Origin of the sequence: Bradyrhizobium sp. 62 (genome assembly GCF_023073035.1) — a bacterium.
Taxonomy (GTDB): Bacteria; Pseudomonadota; Alphaproteobacteria; order Rhizobiales; family Xanthobacteraceae; genus Bradyrhizobium.
The window spans coordinates 522566-548783 of sequence record NZ_JADPIT010000016.1 but is presented as its reverse complement, the minus strand read 5'-3'; the positions used below and the strand labels follow the sequence as shown (position 1 = coordinate 548783).

The following is a 26218-nucleotide window of genomic DNA, read 5'->3' as shown; positions in this document are numbered from 1 at the left end:
CCGGGACAAGCCCGGCCATGACGGATGTAGTCGATGCGAAGGGGCGCCGGTAGCCCTCACACCCGCATCGGCATCAGCACGTAGAGTGCGCTCTTGTCGTCGCGGTCTTGCACCAGGGTCGGTGAGCCCGGGTCGGCGAGCCGGAGCGTTGCGACGTCGCCTTCGATCTGGGCGGCGATGTCGAGCAGATAGCGGGAGTTGAAGCCGATATCGAGGGCGTCGGAGGCGTATTCGACTTCGAGCTCTTCGGTCGCGCTGCCGGAATCCGGATTGGTCACCGACAGCACCAGCTTGCCCGGCGACAGCGAGAGTTTCACGGCTCGGCCGCGCTCGCTGGAAATCGTCGAGACGCGGTCGACCGCGTTCTCGAAATCCTTCTTGTCGACGACGAGCTCCTTGTCGTTGCCCTGCGGGATCACGCGGCCGTAATCGGGGAAGGTGCCGTCGATCAGCTTCGAGGTCAGCACCACATTGCCGATGGTGAAGCGGATCTTGGCCTGCGACAGCTCGATCGTGACCTCGGCCTCGTTGTCCTCGATCAGGCGCTGCACCTCGCCGACGGTCTTGCGCGGCACGATCACGCCGGGCATGCCCTCGGCGCCCTTGGGCTGGACCAGGTCGAGCTGGGCGAGGCGGTGGCCGTCGGTGGCGACGCCGCGCAGGGTGGCGGCTTTGGCCGAGCCCGCGGCATGCAGATAGATGCCGTTGAGATAATAGCGGGTCTCCTCGGTGGAGATCGCGAACTGGGTGCGGTCGATCAGCCGCTTGACGTCCTTGGCGGCGAGGCTGAACGAATGCGACATGTCGCCGGCCGCGAGATCCGGAAAATCATTCTCCGGCAAGGTCTGCAGCGTGAAGCGGGAACGGCCGGCGCGGATCGCCAGCACGGCGCGGTCGCCGTCGGCTTCGAGCACGATCTGCGAACCGTCCGGCAGCTTGCGCACGATGTCGTAGAACATGTGGGCCGGCACGGTGGTGGAGCCCGCGGTCGCGGTTTCCGCCGCGAGCGTTTCCGTGACCTCGAGGTCGAGGTCGGTCGCCTTCAGCGACAATTTCGCGTTCTCGGCCCTAACAAGCACGTTGCCGAGGATCGGAATCGTGTTGCGGCGCTCGACCACGCGGTGGACGTGGCCCAGCGACTTCAGGAGTTGCGCGCGTTCGACCGTAACCTTCATTGCACTACTCGCCCGATCCCCAAGGAAACACAAATCTGGAAAAGCCGGGCGGCGGGACGCGCGCCACGGCACCGAAGACCCCGGAAAGCCGGATCATCCAGCCGATATGACCAAAGCCGTCAGGGTCGCGCAAGGTGGCGCGTAAAGTCATCCATTTCAAGGGATTGCGCGGCAGTTCCCCACGATTTACCGGCAAAGACGGGGCCGGCGCCCAGCTGGACCAAGACCGCCGCCCCAGGCATGGCCGGGGCGGCGCGAGGGAAGGGGAAAGACCCAGGCGTTTATTCCTGAAGCTGGCGCTTGAGCGATTCGACCTCGTCCGACAGCGCCGTGTCCTTGGAAACCAGGGCCTCGATCTTGCGAACGGCGTGCAGCACCGTGGTGTGGTCGCGCCCGCCGAAGCGGCGGCCGATCTCCGGCAGCGATCGCAGGGTCAGCGTCTTGGCGAGATACATCGCCACCTGGCGCGGACGGACCACGTTGGCGGTCCGGCGCGAGGACAGGAGGTCGGAGCGGCTGACATTATATTGCCGCGCCACCACGCGCTGGATGTCCTCGATCTTGATCCGCTTCGGTTCCTGCGGCCGGATCAGGTCGCGCACCTCGTGCTCCGCCATCTCCAGCGTCACCGGCCGGTTGTTGAGCTTCGAATGCGCGAGCAGGCGGTTGATCGCGCCTTCGAGATCCCGGCCGTTATGGGTGATGGCGCGGGCCAGATAGGTCAGCACCTCCTCCGGCACCTCGAAGGTCGCATGATGGGCGCGGGCCGCGGCGACGCGCGACTTGAGAATGCCGTGTCGCAGCTCCTCGCCGAGCGAGGCCATCTCGACCACGAGGCCGCCGGCCAGCCGCGAGCGCACGCGGTCGTCGAGGCTTTCGAGATCGGACGGCGGACGGTCGGCCGCGATCACGACTTGGCGGCCGGCATCGATCAGCGCGTTCAGCGTGTGACAGAACTCGGCCTGGGTCGACTTGCCCTGCAGGAACTGGAGATCGTCGATCACGAGCACGTCGATGCCGCGCAACGCTTCCTTGAAGGCGAGCGCCGTCTGCGTCTTCAGCGCGGCGACGAAGCCGTACATGAATTTCTCGGCGGTGAGATAAAGCACCTTGCGCTCGTTGCCGGAATTGCCGGCCCAGGTCACCGCCTGCAAGAGATGGGTCTTGCCGAGGCCGACCCCCGCATGGATGTAGAGCGGATTGAACATGACGGGATCGCCGCGACGACCCTCGGCGACCTGACGCGCAGCCGCATGCGCCAGCGTGTTGGAACGGCCGACGACGAAGCTTGCGAAGGTCAGGCGCGGATCGAGCGGCGAACCGCCGAGCGCATCGTGATTGGCCGAGACCGGCGCGGTCGCGGTCGAGCGCAGCTCCGGCGCAGGCGAGCGGCGCGTTTCGACCGGCGCGGGCGCTTCCTTCTGCTGCACCACGGGGCGCACGGCCGAGCGCACGGTGAGATCGATGCGATGCACTTCCGGCATCTCGGCCTGCCAGCACGACAGCACGCGCTCGGCATAATGGGCCTGGATCCAGCTCTTCAGGAAGCGGGTCGGCACCGACAGACGCACGCTCTCGTCCTGGACGCCTTCCAGATCCATGCGCGCAAACCAGCTCGTATAGACGTCTTCGCCAACGTTCGAGCGCAGCCGACTCTTCACGCGTGACCAGCGATCCTGTTCCGGGGTTGTCATCATTTGAGAACTTTTCTTGAGAGATAAGGTTGCGTGGTGAGCGCCATGCAGAGTTCCTGCCAGCAATACCTGCCAGGATTATTTGCAATGGCGGGACCTCAAGCGATTTCACCTGCAGGCATGGCTCGACCGCTCGGCGGAAACGCCGCGTCCGATCAGCAATGTCTAGAGATGGAGGGGTCGCGAGGTCAGCGCGTACTCGGCGCTCCGTGACACGCGGGAGGCTTGGTGTCCGACGAATCTAAAACGGCATCGCTGGAAGTCGAAATGCTGGAAGTCGAAATGTGTTTCAATACCGCGTTGAGTTCGTAAGACATGATACCTCCCCGTCCTGCCGTGATTGCTCGCGACAAGGTCCTGCGTGTCCAAACGACACCCGCTTCGTCATCGGATGCCTGCCCGTGTACTAGTCCGCTCGGCCTCGCCATCATGCCTGTCGGGGCAGCTTTCAAGATGTCTCTTAAGCGCGAGAGAAAGATCCCGCTTGGAGACATTCAGACAAAGAGCTACCGTTCCCGCATTGCTGTGGGTTTTGATCCGACAATCGCTTGTTGAAGCGCCGCCTACGTGCACATCGCCGCCGATTTGCACGCTCGCCCCGTTTCCGATACCGCGCTGGTCTCAAGATCGTGGGCGCCGCTGACGTCTTAAGGAATACACTATGCGGAAAGACTCGCAACGGAATTGATTCACACTTGAGGCATCAAAAATCTTGATCTGCGTTAACGCCACGCGGACTTGTGCACAGGCTTCAGAGCAAGTTTTTGGATTCGTGCACAGAATCGAAGACGCCACGTTTCATGTGACAATTCTCCGCCACCGCCAAAAATTTTTTACAAAAGCGTCACGCGCGCGACGCGCGGACGAGTTTTCCAAATGCTTGGCCTCACTATGTCGATAAGTGGTTAGCGAGCCATCGCTTTTTGAGTCTCGTTTCACAGGGTAACTCCACCGGTCAATTCGATCCGGGGAATCTACGGTGTGCAAAACTCAAGGCGCCGCGAATTCAAGTTGTGCCCGCTTTGCAACGACTTTTTGCACCGCGGTGGAAGTTTCCGCTGTTGCAAAATCATTCGCAGGTAGAACTACGGGACATCATGGTGCAAACGCCGCAATCCTCCGATCGAAGGTCGCTCGGCGCGTGACTGCTTGCGTGGATATGGCAGGCAACAAAAAAGCCCGGCGTGATGCCGGGCTGTTTGACGTATGCGATGTGCGACCGGATCGTCCGATCGAACGAATGCTGCTAGATCACTCGCGAGCTTACTTGGCGAGCTTGGCGATCTGCGCGGTGAGCCGCGAGACTTTGCGGCTGGCATTGTTCTTATGAATGATGTTTCGCTGCGCGGCGCGCATCAAGGCGGGCTCGGCGTTCGCCAGCGCCGTCACGGCTGCGGCGCGGTCGCCGGTCTTGATTGCTTCTTCGACATTACGCACGGCACCGCGCATCTGGGTGCGGCGCGACTTGTTGACGGCGGTGCGGCGGGCGATCTTGCGCGTCGCTTTCTTGGCGGAAGTGGTATTGGCCATGGTCTCAATGTCCTTTGCGGGTACCGGTCGCGTCTTGGTCGGGTAGCGCCGGCTTGCTTGACCGCGTAATCGACGCTCGGAATTAGGGTGTTCGGTTGCTAGGCTGTTCCTGGAACAAGAGCGACGGCCTTGCGGCTGTCTCTGAGGCCCAAAGAGCCTCTCAGCTCAAGGAGCCTCTAAGCCCCAAAGAGCCTCTAAGCCCAAAAGAGCCTGCAACTGCTCAAAGAACAGCGGCGGCAGGATTGCGCCCGCCGCCAGTTGGCGCCCTTATAGAGAGGGTCTTTGGCACCGTCAACGCTTTCCCGGGCTGGACGACCAGCCTCTTGGGGTGGGGATGAATGCCGTAACGCCCTGAAGAGGTTGAATTTCTGCCGTCTCCCTTGTATTGGCTGGCGGCGTTCCGAGAGTCGTCCGATCGGACGACTATAGAGGGTGAGGCATGATCCGCGGCTTTTTCCGACTGATTGGGCTGCTGCTGCTCGCCGGCGGGTTCATCTTCATGGTCTACGACGGCGCCCGCTGGGTCGCCGACCAGACCCTTCGGTTCACCCGCTTCGGCCAGTTCTGGAACGACATCAATCAGGCCAGCCAGACGGCATTCCGGACCTGGGTCGAGGCCAAGGCGCCCTGGCTCTGGACCTCGGTGATCCGCCTGGTGCTGGATCAGCCGGTTTTCGCCGTCCTCGGCATTCTCGGCATCCTCCTGATGATCCTGTTCCGCCCGCGCAAGCCGCTGATCGGCTATTCCCGGGATTGAGCTTTCAATTCGCGCGCCTCGAACCGGCGTGCGGACGGCGTAACAGGGCTGCCCCTTTGCGCGTAAAGACCTATATTCCCAACTGATCGCGAGCACGCCGCCTGAGCGCTTGGCTCATCGCCTTGGCCCAGGCGAGGCACAGCTCGTTCCCGGAGATCCGTCCATGCTGTTCATGCGCAAGACCACCGCATTGCCGAGCGCCACGGAAGCGCTGCCCGGCCGTGCGCAAGCCATTCCGACCGCGACCACCCATTTCGTCAACGGCACGAAGTTGCAGCCGCCTTATCCCGCCGGCCTCGAGCAGGCGGTGTTCGGGCTCGGCTGCTTCTGGGGCGCCGAGCGCAAGTTCTGGGAGCTAGGCGAGGGCGTTTACACAACTGCCGTCGGCTATGCCGGCGGCCACACGCCGAACCCGACTTATGAAGAGACCTGCTCGGGCCGCACCGGTCACACCGAAGTGGTGCTGGTCGTGTTCGATCCGAACAAGGTGTCGTACGAGAAGCTGTTGAAGACGTTCTGGGAGAGCCACAACCCGACGCAGGGCATGCGTCAGGGCAACGACGTCGGCACGCAATATCGAAGCGCGATCTACACCTATTCAGACACGCAGAAGAAAGCGGCCGATCAATCGAAGGCGCTCTATCAGAAGGCGCTTGCTGCAAAAGGTCTCGGCACCATCACCACCGAGATCGCATCCGCCGGCGAATTCTACTTTGCCGAGGACTATCATCAGCAATATCTGGCCAAGAATCCCGCCGGTTATTGCGGACTGGGCGGCACCGGCGTGTCCTGCCCGATCGGTGTCGGTGTGAGCGCGTAAGCCAGCCGCGAAGGTGGTGCACCTCTCCCGCTTGCGGGAGAGGTCGGCGTCCCCCGGGCGATGCGAAGCATCGTCCCGCGCGCCGGGTGAGGGTTCTACCCTCTGGGGGACAGTCCCATCGTGGAGACACCCTCTCCCCAAACCTCTCCCGCAAGCGGGAGAGGGAGCGCACATGCCCCGTTGCTCACGCTGCTGTCGCGCCACGCGGCCCTCAACGCTTTATTAACCATAACCGGTGCATCACTGGATCTGTCTCGTTTCGAGGGATAAGTCCGGTGCCGGTTGCACGCGCGTTTCGATTGTCGATCTCGGCAGCGTCCCTGGCAGCGTCCGCCGCGCTGACCCTTGGCGGCTGCATGCAAACCGCTGGTCCCGTCGCCTATGTGCAGCCGCGCGCCGATCTCGATTCGATGGCCTATGGCCAGCCGTACAACGCGCCGCAGCCGGTCGTCGTCGGCAGTGGCGGCGGTGCCATCGCAGCACTCAGCAATTCCTTTGCCTCGCCTGCGCCCATGCCGGTTGGTTATGCCGCACCGATGGCGGCGCCGGTCCGGTACGATTCCTCCTACCATCTCGACGCCGGCGACAGGCTGCGCGTCGTAGTCTATGGCCAGGAAGGTCTCACCAACAGCTACGCGATCGACGCCGGCGGCTCCATCACGATGCCGCTGATCGGCGGCGTGCCGGCACGCGGCCGTACCCCGGCGGGCCTTGCCGGCGAGATCGCCGCGCGGCTGCGCAACGGCTACATCCGCGAACCTTCGGTTGCCGTCGAGATCGAGGCCTATCGCCCGTTCTTCATTCTCGGCGAAGTCTCCGCGCCCGGCCAGTATCCGTATGTGCCGAACATGACGGTCGAAAGCGCCGTCGCGATTGCCGGCGGCTTCTCGCCCCGCGCCAAGCGCGACGTGGTCACCGTCACACACACTGAAGCCGGCGGCGCCATGCGCGCCGTGGTGCCGCTTGGCACCCCCTTGAGCCCCGGCGACACCGTGTTCGTCGGCGAGCGCTGGTTCTAGAGCGCTTTCGAGCGAAGCTCTAGCTCACCGCCTGAAATCCAGCCGCCCGTTCGGAAAACATCCGTCGATCCTGGTGGCGTCGACCACCAGCCCAACCCATGGCCGTGTAATCACCGGATTGGTTAGGTTGATATATTTCCCGACCAGGCGATCCCCGCCGTCGCGCGCCGCATCGATCAGCCCGTGCCGGCGGCCATGGTCCCAGTCGAAGCGCAGGAAGATGCGCTCGCCTGTGACCCGCACCTCAGCGCGTCCTTCTTTCCAGGCTTGCGGCGTATCGCCGGCAATGGTCGGATCTGCGCCGCCATTCCAGCGGCTGGCCCAGATGCCGTCGAGCGGGTCTGACTGTGCCGCGATTTTTGCCCACGCCGCCGCGTTGACGTCGGCGGCATCGCCGGCAAGCCCTGCGATTGCGGCATAATCCATGACGTCGCGATCATCAGGCGCGGGCACGTCCATGGTGCCGAACGGATTGCGGATGACGATGTTCGTATTGGCTTGCTGCATCACGATCTCCCGGCGTGGGTTGGCTTGATCAGCCAGCTCTATCGCCGTGCGGCAGGATGCAGCCACCCGATTCCTGCTCTCTTCATCATTCCGGGCGTGCGCCCGTCGGCGCATCCCGGAATGACAGAGAGCCGCGCGCGCTACGATTTCAAATGCTTGGCGAAAAATTCCATGCTGCGCGGCCAGGCGATGTCGGCGCTGGCCTTGTCGTAACTCGCCCGCTCGTCGCAGTGAAAGCCGTGCTGCGCGCCCGGATAGACGAAGACCTCGACGTCCGGCCGCTTCGTCTTAATGGTCTCGACGTCGGTCAGGGGAATGCCGGCATCCTTCTCGCCAAAATGCAGCTGCGTCGGCACTTTGGGTGTCTCGTCGGCAAAGCGCACGACGGCGCCGCCGTAATAGCCGATCGCGGCCTTCAGGCCCGACAGCCGTGTCGCCGCGACGAAGGCGACGCTGCCGCCCAGGCAAAAGCCGATGATGCCGACCGGGCCGACGCTCTTCACCGCATCGATCGCCGCCTGGGTGTCGCGCAGCATCGCGTCCCAAACCGGATTGGCGACGAACTTGCGCGCCTCCGCGATCTCGTCGAGCGTGTAGCCGGACTGGAAGCCCGGCGAGGTCCGGTCGAAGATCGACGGGGCGATCGCGACATAGCCTTCCCCGGCGAGGCGATCGCAGACCGAGCGGATGTGTTGGTTGACCCCGAAAATTTCCTGGATCACCACCACCGCGCCCTTCGCCATGCCCGCGGGGTCAGCGCGATAGGCACTGAGCTGGAAATTGTCGGAGGCCGTCAGCTTGATGTCTTGTCCCACGCGGGTTGTCCTTGTTGGTTGTCACGAAATCACTCTTTCTCCTCATCCTGAGGAGCGCGCTCTTGCGCGCGTCTCGAAGGATGAAAGGCCGAGATGCGAGAGGCGGGCCTGCATGGTTCGAGACGGCGCTTCGCGCCTCCTCACCATGAGGAGAACCACCTATTCCCACATCCAGTTCTCGCCGTAATCCTCCTTCCATCCCGCCAACCGGCCATGACGGAACTGCAGGAACAGGCGGTGACGGTAGGGGATCAGTCCGCTGCCGCCGATGTTGCGAAGCGCGAGATAGATCTCGTCGCCGGGACGCCCGCGCACATATTGCAGCGGTTGCCCCAGCGCCCGCGCGGTCTGCCCGGCATCCATGCCGAAGGCGAGCGGCGTGTTGTTCGACAAGGTCGCGACGAAGGGCAGGCGGGGTGGTGTCCCGCCGAACTGCTCGGCTTGCGCGGATACCGACAGCAACACCGCGCCTGCAGCCAACATCGCTCGCTTCATTGCCTGTGTTCCCGTCCGATCGTCCTATTCCGGCAAGTTCTTCAGGAAAGGCAGCACCGCGTCAACAAAAGCCTGCGGCTGGTCGATGTTGACGGCATGTCCGGCGGCGGGGATCACGACCTTTTGCGCGCCGGGAATTTTCGCGGCCATGTAGTCCGACGCGGCGAGGAACGGCGTGTCGTCGGCACCGACCACGATCAGGCTGGGCACCTTGATCTCCGGCAGCAGCTCGATCACCTTCGCATCGCGCTGGGTCAGCATGCCGCGTGCGGCGAGCGCCAATCCCGTGGCATTGCGATGGCGCGCGGTGGCGCGCTCGCGCGTCGCCGCCTTCAGCACGTCGAGCCCTTCGCGGTCGAACTTGTCGGCAGTGGCGAGCGCCCGCGCATTCCAGGCCTCGCGTGCATCGTCCTTCTTGAAGCCCGGGCCGGTGTCGATGATCAGCAGCGCGCGGACGCGCTTTGGATGCGCGCGAGCAAAGGCAAGCGACATGTAGCCGCCGAGCGAGAGCCCGCCGATGATGGCGCGCTCAGTGCCGACCGCATCGAGGATCGCCGCGATGTCGCCGACCGTGAGCGCTTCGCTGTAGGCGGCGGGATCGTCGGGATAATGCGACTGGCCGTGACCGCGCATGTCCCACAGGATCAGCTTGTGATCCCTGGCAAGCGCCTCGACCTGCCCATGCCACATCGCCGAGGTCGATGAGTAGCCGTGGGTCAGCAGCAGCGGCGGCCCGTCGCCATGGACCTCGTAGTAGATTTTGACGCCGTCCCGATCGATCCCAGCCATTGCATGCCTCTTGTTATCTCGTTTCTTCACCCATCCTAACGCGCCAGGTTACTCGGGGGAAACCGCCTGAACGCGATGGCCTGCATGTTTGGCGTGCACACTGTTGCGTCCAGTCGCTGCATCATCGCTGTTCTCGCAACGCACAAGATGCGCGCGCCGCGTTTGTTCGATCGATTCCAAATTGCATTTGCCTCCGCGCCTGAACGCGATCATTCTTGCGGCCAAGGCTGGCGCCGGCCCGGTGGGCGTCCGCCAAGACAAGTTGCCGCCGTAAGCGGCTTCATGCACCGGCAGGGGAAGACGCCTATGCCAACTCTCACCATCAACGGGCGGAGTCTGTCCGTGGATGCGGCGAACGACACGCCGCTCCTCTGGGCGATCCGCGAGCAATTGCAGATGACCGGCACCAAGTTCGGCTGCGGTGCCGGCCTGTGCGGGGCCTGCACCGTGCACGTCAACGGCGAAGCCGTGCGTTCGTGCCAGACCATGGTCGGCGATGTCGCCGGCAAGAAGATCACCACCATCGAAGGCCTCGCCGCCAAGGGCGACCATCCCTTGCAGAAGGCATGGATCGCCGAGCAGGTGCCGCAATGCGGCTACTGCCAGTCCGGGCAGATCATGCAGGCGGCGTCGCTGCTGGCGAAAAATCCCAACCCGACCAAGGAAGAGGTCGTGGCACATATGGACGGCAATCTCTGCCGTTGCATGACCTATTCGCGGATCCAGAAGGCAATCATGCGCGCCGCAACCGAGATGCGCACCGCATCCGCCTCCGGCAACGAGCGGAGGCCCACATGAATAAGCACATCAAGAGCGTCACAGTCGAAACGACTGATCTCAGCCGCCGCTCCTTCCTGGTCGGCACCGCGGCAACCGGCCTCGTGCTCGGTTATGCCGGCGTGCCCGGCATCGGTGAGGCGCTCGCGGCGCCCCAGAACTTCGAGCCCAGTGTCTGGTACGCGATCGCGCCCGATGGTCTCGTCACCGTCACCTGCGGCAAGGCCGACATGGGCCAGCACATCGCCTCCACCATGGCGCAGATCGTGGCCGAAGAGCTGGGCGCCAAATGGAGCGACATGCGGGTTCAGCTCGCCTCCAATGATCCGAAGTTCAACGATCCCGTGCTCGGCGCGCAGATCACCGGCGGCAGCTGGTCGACCATGATGAACTTCGAGGCCATGAGCCGCGCCGGCGCCGCCGGACGGATGGCGTTGACGGAAGGCGCGGCCGCCGCGATGGGCGTGCCTGCGTCGGAACTGGTGGTGCGCGATTCCATGATCTCGCATCCGAAGTCGAAGAAGGCGATGTCGTTCGCCGATGTCGTCAAGAGCGGCAAGGCGACAAAAACCTTCACACCGGACGAGCTCAAGGCAATCAAGCTGAAGACGCCGGAACAATACACCATGATCGGCGTGTCGGTGCCGCAACTCGACATCCCCGCCAAGACCAATGGCACGGCCAAATACGGCATCGACGTGATGATTCCGGGCATGGCCTATGGCGCGGTGGTGACGCCGCCGGTGCGCTTCGGCGCCACGGTCAAGTCGGTCGACGATAGCGCCGCCAAGAAAGTGCCGGGCTTCATCAAGGCCGTCACCCTCGACGACAAGACCGGAACGACCTCGGGCTGGGTCGTCGCGGTCGCCGGCACCTATGCCAATGCCAAGAAGGCGGCGCAGGCGCTCAAGATCGCCTATGACGGCGGTCCGAACGCGAAAGTGTCGAGCCAGTCGCTGCTCGACGAGGCCATGCGGCTTCAGAAGCAGGAGGATTCCGGCCAGTTCTTCGTCAAGGACGGCGATCCCGCGGCGGCGTTCGGCACGGCGGCCAAGGTGCTGGAGGCGGAGTACACCACCAGCATCAATATCCATGCGCCGATGGAGCCAATGAACGCCACGGCGGAGTTCAAGGGTGAGATCCTGCACATCTATTCCGGCAACCAGTTCGCGACGCGCTCCGGTGCGATCGCGGCGGGTGCGGCCGGAATCGATCCAAAATTCGTCGTCATGCACCAGATGTGGCTCGGCGGCGGCTTTGGCCGCAGGCTCGATGCCGACATGATGATTCCGGCGGTGCAGGCAGCGAAGGCCATCGGCAAGCCGGTGAAGGTGATCTACACGCGCGAGAACGACATGACGATGGATTTCTCGCGTCCGCTCACCTATCAAAAAGTAAAGGCGGGCGTGGACGGCGACGGCAAGCTCGTCGCGCTCAGCCACGACGTGGTTTCGGCCTGGCCGACCGCGCGCTGGGGAATCCCTGATTTCCTGACGCCGTCGGTCGACAAGAAGGGTCCGCTCGACTCCTTCACGGTGAACGGGGCCGACTTCTTCTACACCGTGCCCAACCATCATGTGCGCGCGATCAAGAACGAGATGGCGCACAACGCGACGCCGTCCGGCCAGCTCCGCTCGGTCGCTCCGGGTTGGACCTTCTGGGCGGTCGAGAGCATGATCGACGAGATCGCGGCGGCGGCGGGCAAGGACCCCGCACAGTTCCGCATCTCGCTGCTCGACGGCGCCGGCAAGAACGACGGCGGCGCGCAGCGGCTGCGCAACACGTTGCTCGCCGCGATGGGCCTTGCCGGCTACGGCAGCAGGAAGCTGCCGAAGGGTGAGGGCATGGGCGTAGCCTGCGTCTCGTCGCAGGAACGCGCGACCGCGAGCTGGACGGCCTGCGTCGCCCATGTCGCCGTTGCGCCCTCGGGAGAGGTGACCGTGAAGAAGCTCACGGTCGCCACCGACGTCGGCACGCAGGTGCATCCCGACAACATCCGTGCCCAGGTCGAGGGCGCGGCGCTGTGGGGCCTGTCGCTGGCGATGTACGAGAAGGCGACGCTGAAGGACGGTGGCATCGAACAGACCAATTTCGACAGCTACACGCCCTTGCGCATGAGCCAGGTGCCCGAGGTCGCGATCGCCGTGATCGCCAATGGCGAAAAGGCCACCGGTGTCGGCGAACCCGCGGTGACGGTGATCGCACCCGCGATCGGCAATGCCATCTTCAACGCCTCCGGCGCCCGCGTCCGGGCCCTGCCGATCACCGCCGAAGCCGTGAAGAGCGCGATGAAGGCGTAAGGCTGGTTGCGATTGTGACCTGACATGATCCGCCGGGGGGCAGCCCCCGGCGGATTTGTCGTTAAAAAAGGCTCTGCGTTTGCAAGCACATCCCTACTGTGCATGGGGTTGTTTTCGAGGTTTTGATTGGAACCGCTCGGAGAGGCGAACTCCGTAAAATTGTCCCTGATTTCGCAGGGTTCCATTGAGCACGCCTCTTAAGGGCCGGAGAACCTGATCCGGCTTAGGCTTTGGCCCGAAACACGCCCGTGCTCTTGGGGAAGCCATGAACGCCTCAGCCAAACCCGCCGCCAAACGCCGGCTTCTGCTCGCCTCCGACCGGAGCGACGAGAGCACCGAACTCGCCAGCATCCTCAAGGCGGTTGGCGACGTCGCGACAGTGACGACGCAGGAGATCCCCGAGCAGCCCTCGCGCGATCTCTCCGGCCTCGTGGTCGACATCAATCTGCGCTCGCCCGAGAGCGTGCAGCGGGTGCGCAACAAGCTGCGCGGCGATGCCTATCGCGCGATGCCTCGTCTGTTCGTGCTTGCCGATGCCCTGCATCACGGCACCATGCAGGCCTGGGCCTTGGGCGCCACCGATACCATCTCGCGGCCGCTTCAGCCCGAGGACATCCTGCAGCGCATCCGTGCGGCGTTCCCCGACACCGCCGTCTACGACGCGACCGATCGCGGCAAGACGCTCAATCGCGGCGTCGAGGCCGCGCACGCGGTGCTGAAGAAGATGTTCGAGAAGCTGCCGCTTGGCGTGCCCCTGACCTTCGACGACGTCATCGCCGCCGAGAGCAAGATCCTGAAGGCGATCAAGCACTCCTCGCTGCGCGAGTGGCTCACCACGGTGGGCTGCCACCATGTCGGCAGCTACCGCCACTGCCTGTTCGTGACCGGATTTGCGGTCTCCTTCGCCCAGCACCTCGGCATGCGCGAGGACGACCAGCGCCGGCTGACCCGTGCCGCGCTGCTGCACGACGTCGGCAAGGCGTTCGTTCCCTCCGCGCTGCTCGACAAGCCCGGCAAGCTCACCGACGAGGAAATGGCCGAAGTCCGCCAGCATCCGCGCCGCGGCTATGACGCGCTCGCAGCCCAAGGCGGCTTCCCCCCGGAGATGCTGGACGTCGTGCTGCATCATCACGAATTCCTCGATGGCTCCGGCTATCCCAACAATCTCTCGTCGAACCAGATCAGCGATATCGTGCGGGTCACGACGATCGTCGACATCTACGCGGCACTCGTGGAGAAGCGCGCCTATCGCATGCCCTTCACCCACTCGCGCGCGTTTACGATGATGGAAGGCATGGGCGGCAAGCTGGACCAGCAGCTCTTGCAGGCCTTCCGCCCGGTGGCGCTGGGGTCGTTCTGAAGTCGGTGTCGCGAATCTTGCGGCGCTAGCACAACACGCTCGGTGTCGTCCCGGCGAAGGCCGGGACCTATAACCACAGGGAGTGGTTTGGCGACGACTCGTCGTTTGGTACAGGCACTGCGCGTCATTGTTAGATCACGGGGTATGGGTCCCGGCCTTCGCCGGGACGACGATGTGCCCTCACCCCACCATCTTCCTCAGCTCCGCCTTCGCCACCTTCTCCAGCGTCGAGCGCGGCATGTCGTCGACGAAGCGGATCTCGCGCGGCACCTTGAAGTCGGCAAGGCCGGCGCGGCAGGCGGCCATCACGGCCTCGTGCAGATCAGGCCGCGCACCCGCGACGCCACCCTGCGGGATGATGAAGACGACCGGCACCTCGTCCAGCATTGGATGCGTCTTCGCCACCACGGCGGCCTCGCGCACGCCGGGGACGAGCGCGACCACCTGCTCGATCTCGGACGCGGCGACGTTCTCGCCGCCGACCTTGAGCATGTCCTTGCTGCGGTCTGCGAAGCGGATGTAGCCGTTCTCCAGCCGCACCACGCGGTCACCGGTGAGAAAGAAGCCGTGCTCGTCGAAGCTCTCGCGCGTCGCCTTCTCGTTGTGCAGATATTCGGCGAACAGCGACAGGCCGACAATGCCCTTGATCGAGAGATTTCCGGTGCCGCCGATTTCGGTCGGCCGCCCGTCGTCGTCGGTGATGCGGATTTCATATTCCGGCGCGGCGCGGCCGATCGACATCGGGATGTTGGGCTGGTCGATCTCGCCGACGATGCCGTGGGTGATGGTCTCGGTCATGCCCCACCAGCCGATGATCTTGACGCCGAAGGCGGCGAAGGCCGGCGGCTCGTTGATCGCGGTGCCCCACAGACGGAATTTGTGATCGCGCGGGATCTCCTGCTCGAGCAGCGCCTTCATGCAGAACGGGATCGTCGAGGTCCAGGTCGAGCCGTGCTCGCGCGCAGCGCCCCAGAACCGGCTGGCGGAAAAGCGCGGCTGGATCACGCAGGTGGCGCCGACCCATAGCGTGGCCAGCATCGAATAGGCCAGCGCGTTGGTGTGGAACAGCGGCAGATAGGCTTGGTGCACGTCGTTTGCGTGCAGGTCTTCGTGCGCGGCGTTGATCTTGGCGCCCCACAGCGCGTTGGCGTGGGTCCACAGCACCGCCTTGGGGCGCGATGTCGTGCCCGAGGTGTATTGCACGCTGCACGGCGCGCGCGGATCGATCGCGCGCCTGGGACGGTCGGCGCTGTCGGCGAACAGCTCCTCAAAGCTGTCGCCGCGTGAGACTGGGTTCGCGGGCGCCGCGCCGGAATCATGCGAAGTCACCGCCATCCAGCGGATGTTGCGGCAATTCTGCGCGACGATCTCGGCATAGGCCGGCTGCGTGATCGCGGCAACCGCGCCGCAATGATCGGCAAAATAGTCGAGCTCGGCCGGTGCCGAGCGCGTGTTAGTGGTTACCGCGATAGCCCCACACTCGACACAGGCAAACCAGGCCAGCAGCGCCTCGATGCAATTGTCGAGATGAATGAGCACATATTCGCCCGGCTTCACGCCGCGCTTCGTCAGTCCCGCCGCGAGCGCGCCGACCCGCTCGTGAAACTCGCCATAGCTCCAGCGCCGCGCGGGCGCGTCGAACGGCGCCCAGATCAGGAACGGATGTGAGCTGCGCACCTCAGCCCGCATCTTCAGCAGCCAGGGCACGTCGAGCCCGTCGAACGGGCCCACGATTCCGGCGGCGGCTTGCGAATTCGGCATATGTCCTCCCGTGCAGCCTGCATCTTGCTGGCGGCTGCGTTTTGATTATTGCGTCTTCCTGCTCTCTCCGCCGTCATTGCGAGCGGAGCGAAGCAACCAGACTGCCCCCGCGGGGGATGTCTGGGTTGCTTCGTCGCAAGGGCTCCTCGCAATGACGGTGCGTGGGGCAGGCGGCTTGGCCTTACCGGCCGCCGTCCTCATACGACGAAATCTCGATCAGGCTGCCATCCGGATCCCTGCAATAGACCGAGCGCAGGGTGCCGCGGGCGCCCTGCTTGGGAACCGGGCCCTCTTCGATCGCGACGCCATGTGCCTTCAAATGCGCCACCACCTCGTCGGGACTCGCGGAGGTGAGGAAGCACAGATCCTCGCTGCCGGCGGTCTGGTGGTCCGCGGTGAACCACTCCACCTTGTCGGCATGGCGCGGCCGGACGTTGATCTTCTGGTTACCGAATTGCAACGAAGTCCGCGGCGCTTTGCCGCCGCCGGGGTCGAACACCTTGACTTCCATGCCGAGGATCTTGCCGTACCACGCGGCGGTCGCTGCGACGTCCGCGACGTTGATCGCGAGATGATCGAGGGCTTCGACCTTGACCGCCATGCCTTATCCTTTCGTCGTGATGCGCCCCGTGCACTTTCCGCCTGCGGCAAGCTTTGTTACAACCGCGCCGACGCCATTTTCAAGCGATCTGGCTTCAAGAACAACACGTTGGGAGAACCCTTGAGATGATCACTCGCCGTACCGCGCTGAGCCTGCTCGCCGCCAGTCCGCTTGCAGCCAGCCCGCTGTCGAAGGCCCTTGCCGCCGATTACCCGACCCATCCGGTGAAATGGGTGGTCGGTTATCCGCCGGGCGGAGCCACCGACATCCTGGCGCGGCTGATCGGTCAGCGACTGTCGGAGAAGTTCGGCCAGCAATTCGTGATCGAGAACAAGCCGGGTGCCGGCAACAATATCGCCACCGAATCGGTCGTCAACGCCGAACCCGACGGCTACACGCTGCAACTGGTCAATCCGGCCAACTACATCAACGCCTCGCTCTACACCAACCTGAAGTTCAACTTCGTGCGCGACATCGCGCCGGTCGCCTCGTTCCAGCGCGTCCCGAACGTGATGACCGTCAACAAGGACGTGCCGGCCAAGACCGTCGCCGAGTTCATCGAATACGTGAAGGCCAATCCCGGCAAGGTCAACATGGCCTCCTCCGGCAACGGCACCTCGGTGCATCTGTCCGGCGAGATGTTCATGGCGCTGACGGGCTGCAAGATGCAGCACGTGCCCTATCGCGGCGCCGCGCCCGCGATCACCGACATGCTCGGCGGCCAGGTGCAGGTGATCTTCGACAACATGCCCTCGATCATCCAGCACATCCGGTCCGGCTCGCTCCGCGCCATCGGCGTCACCACGGCGGAGCGTTCGCCGCAGCTGCCCGACGTGCCGGCGATCGGCGAGACCGTGAAGGGCTACGAGGCGAGCGCGCTGTTCGGAATGGGTGCGCCGAAGAACACGCCCAAGGAGATCATCGCCAAGCTCAACAGCGAGATCAACACGCTGATAAAGGAGCCGGACATGGCCAAGCGCCTGGTCGAGCTCGGCGGCGAGCCGCGGGCGCAGACGCCCGAGGCGTTCGGCGAGGAGATCAAGGCGGAGACCGAGAAATGGAAGAAGGTCGTCGAGTTCGCCGGCCTGAAGGTCGAGTAGCGATCTCGTGATGTCTGTGATGGAGCCCTGCCCGTTCGGCAGGGCTTTTTTCTTGCGCATCAAGGTTTCTTGCGTGTCAGCGCCCGTCGATCTGGAATAAAACGGCGTGGCGAAACCTGATGTTATATGGCGCGTATCTCGCGCTATGAGGATAGGAGTTGGGATCATGCGCAAGACGCAATTGGCTCTGCTGGGCCTCGGCGCGACACTCCTTGCCGGCTTCTCCGCCGTCACCCCCGCCGCGGCGCACGACTATCCCTGGTGTGCCCAGGGCGGCGGCTACGAGTATCCCGGCGATTGCACCTACAGCACGTATGGACAATGTCAGGCCAGTGTGTCCGGCCGGCTCATGGCCTGCGGGCCCAATCCGCTCGTTGCCTACGGTCAATCGTCCCTGCCGCAACCGCGGCAGCCGCGGCGCACGCGTCCCGTCGCGCCGTATTGAGGAACTCGCGGTTTGACTGGCGGCCCGGGTCGCGTTCGCGCCGTCCGCGGCCGCGCAGACGCCGTTCGCGTTGCCGCTACCGCTTCGCCTCGGCCTGCTCCGTGCCGTTGCACGAGATCAGCATCGTATACGGCCGCGCATTGCCGGCGATGTCGGTGGTCTTGATCTCGCCCTTCGGTTCGGCAGTCTGGTAGGGCACCACGGAGTTGTCGAGGAAGTCGCGCAGCGCGCCGGTCTTGATCGCGAAGTTGATGTTCTCGGGGATGTTGCCGGTCGCAGCGGCGACCCGTAATCCGTCCAGCTTTCCCGTAACGACGCCGACGATCTGCCCGGTGGTGTCGAACAGCGGGCCGCCGCTATTGCCGGGCTGCACCGGCGCACTGATTTGCAGGAAACGCGAATCGTTGCGCATGCCGCTGAGCGAGCTGACGATGCCAGTCGTCACGGTGAAATCCGAAGTCAGCAATCCATGGAAAGGAAAGCCGATCGCGACGACGGAATCGCCGGAGCGAATCGAGCGGTCGCGGATCCGGGCGAACTCCTTGAACGTGGTCGTCGACGGCGCCTGCAGCAACGCGAGATCGTTGTTGGCGTCGCTCGACACCACGCGCAAAACCATCCCGGCTTCGCCCGTGAGATTGCCCCTGATGTCGCCGACGCAGCCATTGATCACATGATTATTGGTGACGACATGTCCGCTGGCACTCACGACAAAGCCCGTACCGCTTTTGGCTTTGGCGGACTTGCTGGCCGGCGGTGATGCTTGCTTGTCGGGCGCCTGCGGCTTTGCCGCGACCTTCGTAAAGTCTCCGGCCTTGTTCAGGCCGTCGGCCTTCACCTTGGTGACGCAATTGGCCAATGCCGCAATCACGGGCCCGGCCGAGGTCAGGTCGAAATTCAGCACGGTGCGGCCGCTCGTCGCGACCATCAGGCTTGCCTTCTGAAACGCTCGTACCACGTTGGCAGGCATGACGGAACTGAGCATGTTCGTCTGGTTGGCCGTGGCGAACAGTCTGGCCTGCTCCTGTCCGTCAAAGATGACGTCGATAGCGGCGTTCTCGCCCTGCTTGAAGTGGTAGCTGGGACTCGCAAAGCTCAATATCCACGAGCCCCCAGTATTCTGGCCGACGACGAGAATGACGCCGTTGGCATAAGGCGCCGTCGCGGCACAATGCGAAAAGGCTCCCGTTTCGTCATTGCTGAACGCGCCGCCAACCCAGTTGCCGATTTTGACGCTGCCGAATGGCCCGGCCGCTTGCGCAACGCTGCCAACGCTCAGCTGCAATAATGACGCAACGATGAATGACTTAAGCCACATACTTTCCCCCCGGAGCGCATTCGCGCGCATCTTATCTGTGGGAGCAGGTGTCGCGCAACCGGCAGTTGTCCGGCGAGGTCCGGTGTCAAGAGGCGACGTTCGGGACTTGCCTTTACTTTGCAATCCGATATACTTTGCGATACAAAGTAGCGGAATCGATAGTCCCGGCAAGCATGGGCGGAACGAGGTTTTGGCGTTGCCAATGCGCGATCTCGACAAGGCGCTGGCTGACATCGTGGCGATCCGCAGCCAGATTGCGGCCGGCACGGCATTCCGCGGCTACGGCCCGGCGACGATGGCGGCGACCGGTGCGGTCGCGCTTCTCACCGCAATCCTGCAATTCTGGTTGCTCGATGATCCCACCGGCGAGCCGCTCGGTTTCTTCTTCGGCTGGTTCATTGCCGCCGCGCTCTCCGGCCTGACAATCGGTATCGAGATGCGCGCACGTTCGCGCCGCCATCATTCGGGCCTCGCCGATGCGATGATCCACCAGGCCGTCGAGCAGTTCCTGCCCGCAGGCGTTGCCGGTGTTCTGCTTGCGGTAGTGATGTGGAAGTTCGCGGGCGAAACGCTGTGGTTGCTGCCCGGTCTGTGGCAGATCCTGGTGTCGCTCGGCATTTTCGCCTCCGTCCGCTCGCTGCCGCGCACCGTGGCGCTCGCCGGCGCCTGGTATTTCATGTCCGGCTTTGCGGTGGTGGTGCTCGCGAGCCAAACCCACACGCTGTCGCCCTGGACCATGGGCCTGCCCTTCGTGATCGGGCAGTCGGTGATGGCGGGCATTCTGTATTTCGCATCCGGAGACCATGATGTCGAAGATTGACAGCGCACCCTTTTCTTATGAAGGACTGGACCGCGTGATCCACGAGAAGGCGAGGCTCGGACTTCTGACCTCGCTGATGGCGCATCCGAAGGGTCTGGCGTTCGCCGATCTCAAGCAGCTCTGCGGCCTCACCGACGGCAATCTCAGCCGACATCTCGCCGTGCTCCAGGAAGCCGGCCTCGTCGAGGTGACCAAGGGCTACGAGGGCAATCGCCCGCACACGACCTGCCGCCTGACCAAGGCCGGCCGCCGCCGCTTCCTCGACTATCTCGCCGTGCTCGAACGCCTGGTGCGCGACGCCGCCAAGGCCGCCGGCCGCGAGGCGGCGCCGCTCGGCCGTCTCGGTATCGTCTCGACCTGATTTCCCCTTTTTTGACCGGAGACTTTGCAATGCAAAGTGAACTTGTGTCCCGCAACGAGAAGCTTCACGTCGGCATCATCATGGACGGCAACGGCAGATGGGCAACGCGGCGCGGCCTGTCGCGCATGCGCGGCCATGAGGCCGGCGTCGAGACGATCCGCCGCATCGTCGAAGCCGCGCCCAAGCAGGGCATCGGCACGCTGACGCTCTACGCCTTCTCGGCCGACAATTGGCGGAGGCCGAAGGCCGAGGTGGCCGCACTGATGACGCTTCTGCGGTTTTACCTCGCCAACGAGGTGCAGAGCCTGGTCAAGAACGGCGTGCGCCTCACCGTGATCGGCCGCCGCGACCGTCTGCCCGACGGCATTGCCAATGCGATTGCGCTTGCGGAAGACGCCACCGCGCACGGCAGCACGCTTCATCTGCGCATTGCCGTCGACTATTCCGCGCGCGACGCCATTCTCAACGCGGCGGCAAAGGCAGCGGCGCTGACGAGTCTCACCCGCGAGGCGTTCTCGCAGCTCGTCACCGGAGAAGCTGGTTTGCGCGACGTCGATCTCATCATCCGCACCTCGGGTGAGAAGCGGCTGTCGGACTTCCTGCTCTGGGAAGGCGCCTATGCCGAGCTGCACTTCACCGAGCGGATGTGGCCCGAATTCGACGCGGGCGATCTCGCCGCGGCTCTGGTCTCCTTCCACGGCCGCGAGCGCCGCTTTGGCGGCCTCCAGGCGATCGTGCCCGAGGAGGTGCCTTCACTCTCTCGCGTGTGACGCACGGCACCGAGCAACGAAACTGTTCGTTTTCGGCCGCAAGATTGGCAGCACCGTCCAAGCGTTAAGCGCGCGGTCTCGGCTAGGTCTGCATTCGATGCAACCTGCCGAAAGCCTCGCGGATGTCACAGTCATTGCTGGATGCCGTTGTCGAGTCAGCCGAAGCCCACGCCACGGTCCGTATCAGGCCCGCCAGCGCGTCCGATGTCGAGAGCCTCTCGATCTATTTCACGAGCCTCTCCGCGACATCGCGCAACAAGCGCTTCATGGGCGCGCGGGCGGACATTGCCGTGGTCGCGGCCGAGTGCGTCGCCAGGACCAGCCATCCCGGTCATTTCACCCTGCTCGCCGAGATCAGGCAGGAGGGGCAAGGCACGATCATCGGCGAAACCAGATACGCCTACGATGCGGCTGCGCGGCATGGTGATTTCGCCATCTCTGTTGCCGATGGCTTTCAGCGCCAGGGCGTCGGCCTCCAGATGATGACGGCGATGGAGAGGCGCGCGAGCGATCTCGGTCATGAGATGATTGCAGCCGAAACCGCGCGCGCGAACGCCGAGATGCGCGGCCTTGCGAAGAAAGCGGGGTTCGAGGACACCGGTCTCGGAGACTGGCAGTCGGTCCATCTCGCCAAGCGTCTATCGCGGGTGCGCGGCTTGCCACAAATTTGAGCAAGCGCGCGACGCCGATCGTGCCCTAGTATCTCCCTGCGACGGAGCTTTGGTCGGATGCGCGCAGTTCTGGATTATTGCACCGGTGGGACGGAGCGGCAGGTTGCGGCCGGCACGCTGATCGTCGCCGAAGGCGGCACCACCGGTCATCTCTATGTGCTGATGCAGGGCAAGCTCGAAGTGCTCAAGGGCGAGATGGTGGTCGCCACGGTGACCGAGCCCGGTGCGGTGCTGGGTGAAATGTCTGTGCTGCTGGGGCAGCCGCACACTGCGACCGTACGGGCCTGCTCCGATTCCGTCGTCTACGAATTCGAGGACGCCGCCTCGTTCCTCAGGCAGGAGGCGGGCGTGGCACTTCTGATCGCCAAGATGCTGGCGCAGCGGCTCAATGTTGCCAACACCTATCTCGCCGATCTCAAGCAGCAATATGCCGGCCATGGCACGCATCTGGCCATGGTCGGCGAGGTGCTCCAGAGCATGATCAACCTGCCGCCGCTCGAGGTCTCGCCAGGCTCGGATCGGCAATCCGATCCAAGAATGTGAGCCAGTCGGGCGGCGCCTCGATCGGAGCGGCGGGCCGCTGCAGCGGCGCGCCAAGATCGATCCATTGCGCCTCGCCGGCCGCAAGCCAGAACGCCCTGTCGGCATCGAGGTCCAGCACGATGTATGTCGGCGGGCGGCCGGGTTGCAAACCGGTGTTGAAGACCCAGGTCTGGCCGAGCCGGTCGAACCACGAGCCATCGGTAATGAACGGCGATTGATGCACATGGCCCGAGATCACCATCGAGGGCTGGTACTGCATGATCCATTGCACCAGCTCGACGTCGCCGAAGAAGCGCTTGCCGCCCCAGCTTGTCGGTGAATTCGCCGGCGGCGCGTGATGGATCCAGATCCAGCGCTGCGGCCGGCCGGCCGCGGCGGCGGCGAGCTGCGCGACGAGACGTTGCTTGACCAGCGGCCCATCCCACCATGGGCACACCGTGAACAGCGTGACGCCGACGGTGAGGCTGTCACCGTCGCAGGCAATCCCCAACTCGCGCACCTCCGAGATCCAGCGCGAGATCTTTTCGCCTTCCGCATTGCGCTCGTCGAGGTCGTGATTGCCGGAGCAGAGGATCACGCGGGTCTTCGCGGCGAGCAGGGCGAGGTACTTCTTCACCACCACGATCTGCGCGCGAAAATCCACCATCGAGCCGATGTCGAGCGCATCGCCGGCGAAGATCACGAGGTCGAATTGCGGAGCGGCGCTGACGAGCCAGTCGAGCTGAGGCAGCGAATAGTGCAGGTCGGCCACGACCAGGCAGCGCATCGGAAATCCAGGGGTGAGACGTCAAAATGCTCAGGGATTGCAAAATATCTGAACGCAAGAAGCAGACCAGCCGCATCTCTCGCCAATTCAATGCGGGCAGTATGCTGCGGCGCATCCGCGGGTGCAAGTATCGAAGCGTCGCCGGGCTGGACCGGATCATCGAATTCTGATGTCGTGGCGTATCCTCAACAACTCCTGTCCCCAACAGCTCGTCTTCCCATGACCTCCTTCAAGACCATTCGTGCGCGCGCCGAAAAACGCAAAGGCGGGCCCAAGGCGCTCGAAAAGCTGATGCCCGGAAAGCCCGACCTGAAGGGCCTCGCCAAACGCGGCGACGACCGTATCCTCGCGGAGATGACGAAGCGTGTGTTTTGTGCCGGCTTTGCCTGGAGCGTGATCGAGACGAAATGGGAGGGGTTCGAAGACGCCTTCCTGCGTTTCCAGCCGGCCAAGCTCACCTTCCAGCCCGAGGATTATTGGGAGGGCCTGATGCGCGACGCGCGCATCGTGCGCAACGGTGCCAAGATCATGTCGGTGCGCGACAACGCGGCCTTCGTCCAGGAGATCGCAAAAGAGCACGGCAGCTTCGGCAGGTTTCTGACGAAGTGGCCGCCGTCGGACCAGATCGGCCTGCTCGATCTCCTGAGCAAGCGCGGCAGCCGGTTGGGTGGCAATACCGGCCAGATGCTGCTGCGGTTCGTCGGCTGGGACGGCTTTGTGACGTCCAGGGACGTTGTGGCCTGTCTGCGCGATGCCGGTCTCGACATCGCCGAAGAGGTCAAGTCGAAGGGAGATATGGCAAAAGTGCAGGCGCAGTTCAACGCCTGGGCCGAGGAGACCGGACTGTCCTACACATATCTGTCACGCATCTGCGCGCTGTCGGTTGGCGAGAACAGAAGCGAATAGCGAATTCGGCTCTTGGAATTCAGCTCTTGTAATTCGGCTCTTGGGATGTCGAATCATGTGCATCCTGTGGCGATCTGGTGCCGCAAGCGCGGCAGACGCGACACGCGATCACGAAATGCATTTCTCCGGAACATTTGTGCGCAGCACCTGTTCGGGAGATTGGGCCAGGCGAACATAGGCGCAGGGAACGCTCGCTTTGGCTCAGCTCAATGAAACCGACGACAAAAAACGGAGCAGCTCATGAAGCTCACATCCGAACAGGTGAAGCAGACCGTCAACCAGCTCGGCGCTCAGGTGCTGCCCGACGAGCATCCCGCCATGCCGCAGCTCAACAGCATGTTCGGCGAGCACACTTTCTTCGTCGATGAGACCGGGCTGAAGGTCGTCGAGCCCACGGCGCCGCCCGGCACCGAGCGCCAGAGCGGCGAAGTTGTCAGCCTCGCCGATTGGGGCGATTCCGAGCTGACGCGCCTGATGGCGCATGAGCCCGAGCCAACGGGCGTGATCGTGGTGTTCGAGCACGTGAGGCATTGATCGGCCCCGGCGGATCGACCTTCGGTGGCGAGTCTGAAAACCCGCCATCGTAGATTCGCGCCGCGAGCGCGCTCTGCGCGGCTGTCTGCGTCCGCCGAAAGCCCGTCAGTTTGGTTCAGATGCCGAGAGTCAGCTGCGGCGGCTCCGCATCGTTCCCGGCCTGGAGGGACGACAGCGAGACCCCCAGCAGCCTGACGCTCTTGGGCAGCGGCATCTCGACTTCGAGCAGGCCGCAAGCCAGCCGCTCAAGATCGTCCCGGCCTGCAACCGGCGAAAGAGCGGACCTGCTGCGCGTGATGATCTCGAAGTCGGCAAACTTGATCTTCAAGGTGACGGTGCGGCCACGGCTGCCCGTCGCCTCGCAATGGCGCCACACCTTGTCGACCAGCGGCTTGAGCTCGAGGACCAGCGCGTCGAATTCGGTGAGGTCGCTTGAGAACGTCGTCTCCGCGCCGATGGACTTGCGGACGCGGTTGGCCCGGACCGGCCGTTCGTCGACACCGCGCGAGATCCAGTAGTAATAGGCGCCCGACTTGCCGAAATTGGCATTCATGAACTCCAGCGTCTGACGACGAATATCGAGACCGGTGAACATGCCGAGCGCGTGCATCTTCGCGCCCGTGGCCGGGCCTATCCCATGGAATTTTCCGACGGGCAGGGTCTCGACGAAGGCGGGTCCCATCTCCGGTGAGATCACGAACTGACCGTTGGGCTTGCGATAATCGGAGGCGAGCTTGGCCAGAAATTTATTGTAGGAGATGCCGGCCGAAGCGTTGAGGCCCGTCTCGGCCTTGATCCTCCCGCGGATCTTGAGTGCGATGTCGCGCGCCAGCGGGATGCCTTGCAGGTTTTCGGTCACGTCGAGATAGGCCTCGTCGAGCGACAACGGCTCGATGATCGGGGTATGCTCCGCGAAGATGTCGCGGATTTGCCTGCTGATCGCCTTGTAGACCTCGAAGCGCGGTTTGACGAAAACCAGATCGGGACATTGCCGCTTCGCCGTCACCGATGGCATGGCCGAGCGAACGCCGAACTCGCGGGCCTCATAGCTGGCGGCCGCGACGACGCCACGTTCCGCGGAGCCTCCGACCGCGACCGGCTTGCCACGCAGGTCCGGATTGTCGCGCTGTTCCACGGATGCGTAGAAGGCATCCATGTCGATATGGATGATCTTGCGGACGGGCGAGGCCTCGCCGGCCACCGTGTCGGATTCGCTCATGGAAAGATGATACAATTGAGGGATTAGAAGCGCGAGGTGATGTGTGATTCACCGAGCAATCTCAGGCTTGTGAGTGGCAAGCATGGGCATGCGATCTAATATGAGGTCGCGGAGGACAGCCCATGCAATACAGCTCCGAACTCATTCGAACGATGCGTCAGGCGCTGGAGGCCGTGATGGCCAGCGTGCCGCCCGATCAGTCGGTCTTCGGCCTGAAGGCGGCTGTAGCCGAATGCATCCTGAAGGCGGCCGCACACGGCCAGACGTCGTACGATGGCCTGGTCACGTCGGCTTCCGACCAGGTCCAGGCGATCATCTCGATGCTGACATAAGCAGGGGCTTGCGCTGAGCAGGCGATGATTCCG

The 26218-nt window shown here is 63.9% G+C and carries 28 protein-coding genes; 16 read left to right on the top strand and 12 right to left on the bottom strand.

From position 1 onward, the window contains the following. Positions 1–56: 56 nt before the first annotated feature. The 3 genes from dnaN to rpsT form a co-directional block, all read right to left on the bottom strand. Positions 57–1175 (bottom strand): DNA polymerase III subunit beta, encoded by a 1119-nt coding sequence (gene dnaN, locus IVB47_RS21545; protein WP_007598262.1) that lies wholly within the window; start codon positions 1173–1175, stop codon positions 57–59. A gap of 281 nt (positions 1176–1456) precedes the next feature. Beyond that, positions 1457–2869 (bottom strand): chromosomal replication initiator protein DnaA, encoded by a 1413-nt coding sequence (gene dnaA / locus IVB47_RS21540; protein ID WP_026233035.1) that lies wholly within the window; start codon positions 2867–2869, stop codon positions 1457–1459. Between the two features lie 1263 nt (positions 2870–4132). Further along, positions 4133–4399 (bottom strand): 30S ribosomal protein S20, encoded by a 267-nt coding sequence (gene rpsT, locus IVB47_RS21535; protein ID WP_007598259.1) that lies wholly within the window; start codon positions 4397–4399, stop codon positions 4133–4135. A 439-nt stretch (positions 4400–4838) separates the two neighbouring features. Between rpsT and IVB47_RS21530 the strand changes: the two genes are divergently transcribed. From IVB47_RS21530 to IVB47_RS21520, 3 genes are all read left to right on the top strand, one after another. Beyond that, on the top strand, positions 4839–5156 hold the full coding sequence (locus IVB47_RS21530) for a hypothetical protein (RefSeq protein WP_007616084.1): 318 nt from the start codon (positions 4839–4841) through the stop codon (positions 5154–5156). Between the two features lie 163 nt (positions 5157–5319). Beyond that, the gene (gene msrA, locus IVB47_RS21525; protein ID WP_247404884.1) at positions 5320–5976 is read left to right on the top strand and encodes a peptide-methionine (S)-S-oxide reductase MsrA; all 657 of its coding nucleotides are present in this window, start codon (positions 5320–5322) and stop codon (positions 5974–5976) included. A 275-nt stretch (positions 5977–6251) separates the two neighbouring features. Then, the gene (locus tag IVB47_RS21520) at positions 6252–6995 is read left to right on the top strand and encodes a polysaccharide biosynthesis/export family protein (RefSeq protein ID WP_027566096.1); all 744 of its coding nucleotides are present in this window, start codon (positions 6252–6254) and stop codon (positions 6993–6995) included. A gap of 24 nt (positions 6996–7019) precedes the next feature. Here IVB47_RS21520 and IVB47_RS21515 read toward each other — a convergent pair whose 3' ends face one another. The 4 genes from IVB47_RS21515 to IVB47_RS21500 form a co-directional block, all read right to left on the bottom strand. Beyond that, the gene (locus IVB47_RS21515) at positions 7020–7502 is read right to left on the bottom strand and encodes a hypothetical protein (RefSeq protein WP_027566095.1); all 483 of its coding nucleotides are present in this window, start codon (positions 7500–7502) and stop codon (positions 7020–7022) included. Positions 7503–7642: 140 nt separating this feature from the next. Continuing rightward, positions 7643–8317 carry a dienelactone hydrolase family protein gene (locus tag IVB47_RS21510; RefSeq protein WP_247464030.1) on the bottom strand — a complete coding sequence of 225 codons (675 nt, stop codon included), beginning with the start codon at positions 8315–8317 and terminating at the stop codon, positions 7643–7645. Positions 8318–8476: 159 nt separating this feature from the next. Beyond that, entirely contained in the window at positions 8477–8812 is a 336-nt protein-coding gene (locus IVB47_RS21505) for a hypothetical protein (RefSeq protein ID WP_247464028.1), read from the bottom strand. 24 nt (positions 8813–8836) lie between these two features. Then, positions 8837–9601 (bottom strand): alpha/beta fold hydrolase, encoded by a 765-nt coding sequence (locus IVB47_RS21500; protein WP_247464026.1) that lies wholly within the window; start codon positions 9599–9601, stop codon positions 8837–8839. Between the two features lie 306 nt (positions 9602–9907). Here IVB47_RS21500 and IVB47_RS21495 point away from each other — a divergent pair, with 306 nt between their 5' ends. The 3 genes from IVB47_RS21495 to IVB47_RS21485 all read left to right on the top strand — a co-directional run bounded on the left by IVB47_RS21495 (position 9908) and on the right by IVB47_RS21485 (position 14038). Further along, positions 9908–10399 (top strand): (2Fe-2S)-binding protein, encoded by a 492-nt coding sequence (locus tag IVB47_RS21495; protein WP_007616069.1) that lies wholly within the window; start codon positions 9908–9910, stop codon positions 10397–10399. Continuing rightward, complete coding sequence (locus IVB47_RS21490; protein ID WP_247464024.1) at positions 10396–12678, top strand: molybdopterin cofactor-binding domain-containing protein; 2283 nt, start codon at positions 10396–10398, stop codon at positions 12676–12678. The genes IVB47_RS21495 and IVB47_RS21490 overlap by 4 nt, the downstream gene beginning before the upstream one ends. A gap of 265 nt (positions 12679–12943) precedes the next feature. Then, positions 12944–14038 carry an HD domain-containing phosphohydrolase gene (locus IVB47_RS21485; RefSeq protein ID WP_027566090.1) on the top strand — a complete coding sequence of 365 codons (1095 nt, stop codon included), beginning with the start codon at positions 12944–12946 and terminating at the stop codon, positions 14036–14038. A gap of 180 nt (positions 14039–14218) precedes the next feature. On the opposite strand, the gene IVB47_RS21480 is transcribed toward IVB47_RS21485, so the two are convergent. Further along, positions 14219–15799, bottom strand: coding sequence for an ATP-dependent acyl-CoA ligase (locus IVB47_RS21480; RefSeq protein WP_247464022.1), 1581 nt, complete (start codon positions 15797–15799; stop codon positions 14219–14221). A 181-nt stretch (positions 15800–15980) separates the two neighbouring features. After that, the gene (locus IVB47_RS21475; RefSeq protein ID WP_247464018.1) at positions 15981–16400 is read right to left on the bottom strand and encodes a VOC family protein; all 420 of its coding nucleotides are present in this window, start codon (positions 16398–16400) and stop codon (positions 15981–15983) included. 125 nt (positions 16401–16525) lie between these two features. On the opposite strand from IVB47_RS21475, the gene IVB47_RS21470 reads away from it, so the two are divergent. Together IVB47_RS21470 and IVB47_RS21465 are read left to right on the top strand one after the other, a co-directional pair. After that, complete coding sequence (locus IVB47_RS21470; protein WP_027566087.1) at positions 16526–17500, top strand: tripartite tricarboxylate transporter substrate binding protein; 975 nt, start codon at positions 16526–16528, stop codon at positions 17498–17500. A 166-nt stretch (positions 17501–17666) separates the two neighbouring features. Continuing rightward, on the top strand, positions 17667–17945 hold the full coding sequence (locus IVB47_RS21465) for a DUF3551 domain-containing protein (protein ID WP_247404867.1): 279 nt from the start codon (positions 17667–17669) through the stop codon (positions 17943–17945). Positions 17946–18021: 76 nt separating this feature from the next. On the opposite strand, the gene IVB47_RS21460 is transcribed toward IVB47_RS21465, so the two are convergent. Next, positions 18022–19263, bottom strand: a complete 1242-nt coding sequence (locus IVB47_RS21460; protein ID WP_247464078.1) for a serine protease — start codon at positions 19261–19263, stop codon at positions 18022–18024. A 202-nt stretch (positions 19264–19465) separates the two neighbouring features. Between IVB47_RS21460 and IVB47_RS21455 the strand changes: the two genes are divergently transcribed. The 5 genes from IVB47_RS21455 to IVB47_RS21435 all read left to right on the top strand — a co-directional run bounded on the left by IVB47_RS21455 (position 19466) and on the right by IVB47_RS21435 (position 22428). Continuing rightward, positions 19466–20083 carry a hypothetical protein gene (locus IVB47_RS21455; protein WP_027566084.1) on the top strand — a complete coding sequence of 206 codons (618 nt, stop codon included), beginning with the start codon at positions 19466–19468 and terminating at the stop codon, positions 20081–20083. Continuing rightward, positions 20070–20444, top strand: a complete 375-nt coding sequence (locus IVB47_RS21450) for a transcriptional regulator (protein ID WP_007616058.1) — start codon at positions 20070–20072, stop codon at positions 20442–20444. The genes IVB47_RS21455 and IVB47_RS21450 overlap by 14 nt, the downstream gene beginning before the upstream one ends. A 29-nt stretch (positions 20445–20473) precedes the next feature. After that, the gene (locus IVB47_RS21445; RefSeq protein WP_247464015.1) at positions 20474–21214 is read left to right on the top strand and encodes a di-trans,poly-cis-decaprenylcistransferase; all 741 of its coding nucleotides are present in this window, start codon (positions 20474–20476) and stop codon (positions 21212–21214) included. Between the two features lie 122 nt (positions 21215–21336). Then, entirely contained in the window at positions 21337–21885 is a 549-nt protein-coding gene (locus tag IVB47_RS21440; protein ID WP_247357472.1) for a GNAT family N-acetyltransferase, read from the top strand. 57 nt (positions 21886–21942) lie between these two features. Then, positions 21943–22428, top strand: a complete 486-nt coding sequence (locus tag IVB47_RS21435) for a cyclic nucleotide-binding domain-containing protein (RefSeq protein ID WP_027566081.1) — start codon at positions 21943–21945, stop codon at positions 22426–22428. On the opposite strand, the gene IVB47_RS21430 is transcribed toward IVB47_RS21435, so the two are convergent. Continuing rightward, on the bottom strand, positions 22367–23194 hold the full coding sequence (locus IVB47_RS21430; protein ID WP_247464011.1) for a metallophosphoesterase family protein: 828 nt from the start codon (positions 23192–23194) through the stop codon (positions 22367–22369). The genes IVB47_RS21435 and IVB47_RS21430 overlap by 62 nt on opposite strands. Positions 23195–23413: 219 nt before the next feature. Between IVB47_RS21430 and IVB47_RS21425 the strand changes: the two genes are divergently transcribed. Further along, a complete protein-coding gene (locus IVB47_RS21425; protein ID WP_247464008.1) occupies positions 23414–24100 on the top strand; it encodes a DNA-3-methyladenine glycosylase I in 687 nt (228 codons plus the stop codon). A gap of 240 nt (positions 24101–24340) precedes the next feature. Then, complete coding sequence (locus IVB47_RS21420; protein ID WP_007598221.1) at positions 24341–24634, top strand: hypothetical protein; 294 nt, start codon at positions 24341–24343, stop codon at positions 24632–24634. Positions 24635–24749: 115 nt separating this feature from the next. Here the strand turns inward: IVB47_RS21420 and dinB are convergent, their stop codons facing one another. Then, positions 24750–25853, bottom strand: a complete 1104-nt coding sequence (gene dinB / locus IVB47_RS21415) for a DNA polymerase IV (protein WP_247464005.1) — start codon at positions 25851–25853, stop codon at positions 24750–24752. 122 nt (positions 25854–25975) lie between these two features. Here dinB and IVB47_RS21410 point away from each other — a divergent pair, with 122 nt between their 5' ends. Then, positions 25976–26185, top strand: coding sequence for a hypothetical protein (locus IVB47_RS21410; protein ID WP_007616043.1), 210 nt, complete (start codon positions 25976–25978; stop codon positions 26183–26185). Positions 26186–26218 lie beyond the last annotated feature (33 nt).

Excerpts from the sequence above, each read along its gene's own strand:
- dnaN (WP_007598262.1), bottom strand. The coding sequence starts at position 1,175 with ATGAAGGTTACGGTCGAACGCGCGCAACTCCTGAAGTCGCTGGGCCAC.
- dnaA (WP_026233035.1), bottom strand. The coding sequence starts at position 2,869 with ATGACAACCCCGGAACAGGATCGCTGGTCACGCGTGAAGAGTCGGCTG.
- IVB47_RS21465 (WP_247404867.1), top strand. The coding sequence starts at position 17,667 with ATGCGCAAGACGCAATTGGCTCTGCTGGGCCTCGGCGCGACACTCCTT.
- IVB47_RS21435 (WP_027566081.1), top strand. The coding sequence starts at position 21,943 with ATGCGCGCAGTTCTGGATTATTGCACCGGTGGGACGGAGCGGCAGGTT.
- IVB47_RS21470 (WP_027566087.1), top strand. The coding sequence starts at position 16,526 with ATGATCACTCGCCGTACCGCGCTGAGCCTGCTCGCCGCCAGTCCGCTT.
- IVB47_RS21530 (WP_007616084.1), top strand. The coding sequence starts at position 4,839 with ATGATCCGCGGCTTTTTCCGACTGATTGGGCTGCTGCTGCTCGCCGGC.
- IVB47_RS21460 (WP_247464078.1), bottom strand. The coding sequence starts at position 19,263 with ATGTGGCTTAAGTCATTCATCGTTGCGTCATTATTGCAGCTGAGCGTT.
- IVB47_RS21485 (WP_027566090.1), top strand. The coding sequence starts at position 12,944 with ATGAACGCCTCAGCCAAACCCGCCGCCAAACGCCGGCTTCTGCTCGCC.
- IVB47_RS21420 (WP_007598221.1), top strand. The coding sequence starts at position 24,341 with ATGAAGCTCACATCCGAACAGGTGAAGCAGACCGTCAACCAGCTCGGC.
- IVB47_RS21480 (WP_247464022.1), bottom strand. The coding sequence starts at position 15,799 with ATGCCGAATTCGCAAGCCGCCGCCGGAATCGTGGGCCCGTTCGACGGG.
- dinB (WP_247464005.1), bottom strand. The coding sequence starts at position 25,853 with ATGAGCGAATCCGACACGGTGGCCGGCGAGGCCTCGCCCGTCCGCAAG.
- IVB47_RS21490 (WP_247464024.1), top strand. The coding sequence starts at position 10,396 with ATGAATAAGCACATCAAGAGCGTCACAGTCGAAACGACTGATCTCAGC.
- msrA (WP_247404884.1), top strand. The coding sequence starts at position 5,320 with ATGCTGTTCATGCGCAAGACCACCGCATTGCCGAGCGCCACGGAAGCG.
- IVB47_RS21505 (WP_247464028.1), bottom strand. The coding sequence starts at position 8,812 with ATGAAGCGAGCGATGTTGGCTGCAGGCGCGGTGTTGCTGTCGGTATCC.
- IVB47_RS21515 (WP_027566095.1), bottom strand. The coding sequence starts at position 7,502 with ATGCAGCAAGCCAATACGAACATCGTCATCCGCAATCCGTTCGGCACC.
- IVB47_RS21455 (WP_027566084.1), top strand. The coding sequence starts at position 19,466 with ATGCGCGATCTCGACAAGGCGCTGGCTGACATCGTGGCGATCCGCAGC.
- IVB47_RS21440 (WP_247357472.1), top strand. The coding sequence starts at position 21,337 with ATGTCACAGTCATTGCTGGATGCCGTTGTCGAGTCAGCCGAAGCCCAC.
- IVB47_RS21500 (WP_247464026.1), bottom strand. The coding sequence starts at position 9,601 with ATGGCTGGGATCGATCGGGACGGCGTCAAAATCTACTACGAGGTCCAT.
- IVB47_RS21475 (WP_247464018.1), bottom strand. The coding sequence starts at position 16,400 with ATGGCGGTCAAGGTCGAAGCCCTCGATCATCTCGCGATCAACGTCGCG.
- IVB47_RS21495 (WP_007616069.1), top strand. The coding sequence starts at position 9,908 with ATGCCAACTCTCACCATCAACGGGCGGAGTCTGTCCGTGGATGCGGCG.
- IVB47_RS21430 (WP_247464011.1), bottom strand. The coding sequence starts at position 23,194 with ATGCGCTGCCTGGTCGTGGCCGACCTGCACTATTCGCTGCCTCAGCTC.
- IVB47_RS21450 (WP_007616058.1), top strand. The coding sequence starts at position 20,070 with ATGTCGAAGATTGACAGCGCACCCTTTTCTTATGAAGGACTGGACCGC.
- IVB47_RS21425 (WP_247464008.1), top strand. The coding sequence starts at position 23,414 with ATGACCTCCTTCAAGACCATTCGTGCGCGCGCCGAAAAACGCAAAGGC.
- IVB47_RS21445 (WP_247464015.1), top strand. The coding sequence starts at position 20,474 with ATGCAAAGTGAACTTGTGTCCCGCAACGAGAAGCTTCACGTCGGCATC.
- IVB47_RS21410 (WP_007616043.1), top strand. The coding sequence starts at position 25,976 with ATGCAATACAGCTCCGAACTCATTCGAACGATGCGTCAGGCGCTGGAG.
- rpsT (WP_007598259.1), bottom strand. The coding sequence starts at position 4,399 with ATGGCCAATACCACTTCCGCCAAGAAAGCGACGCGCAAGATCGCCCGC.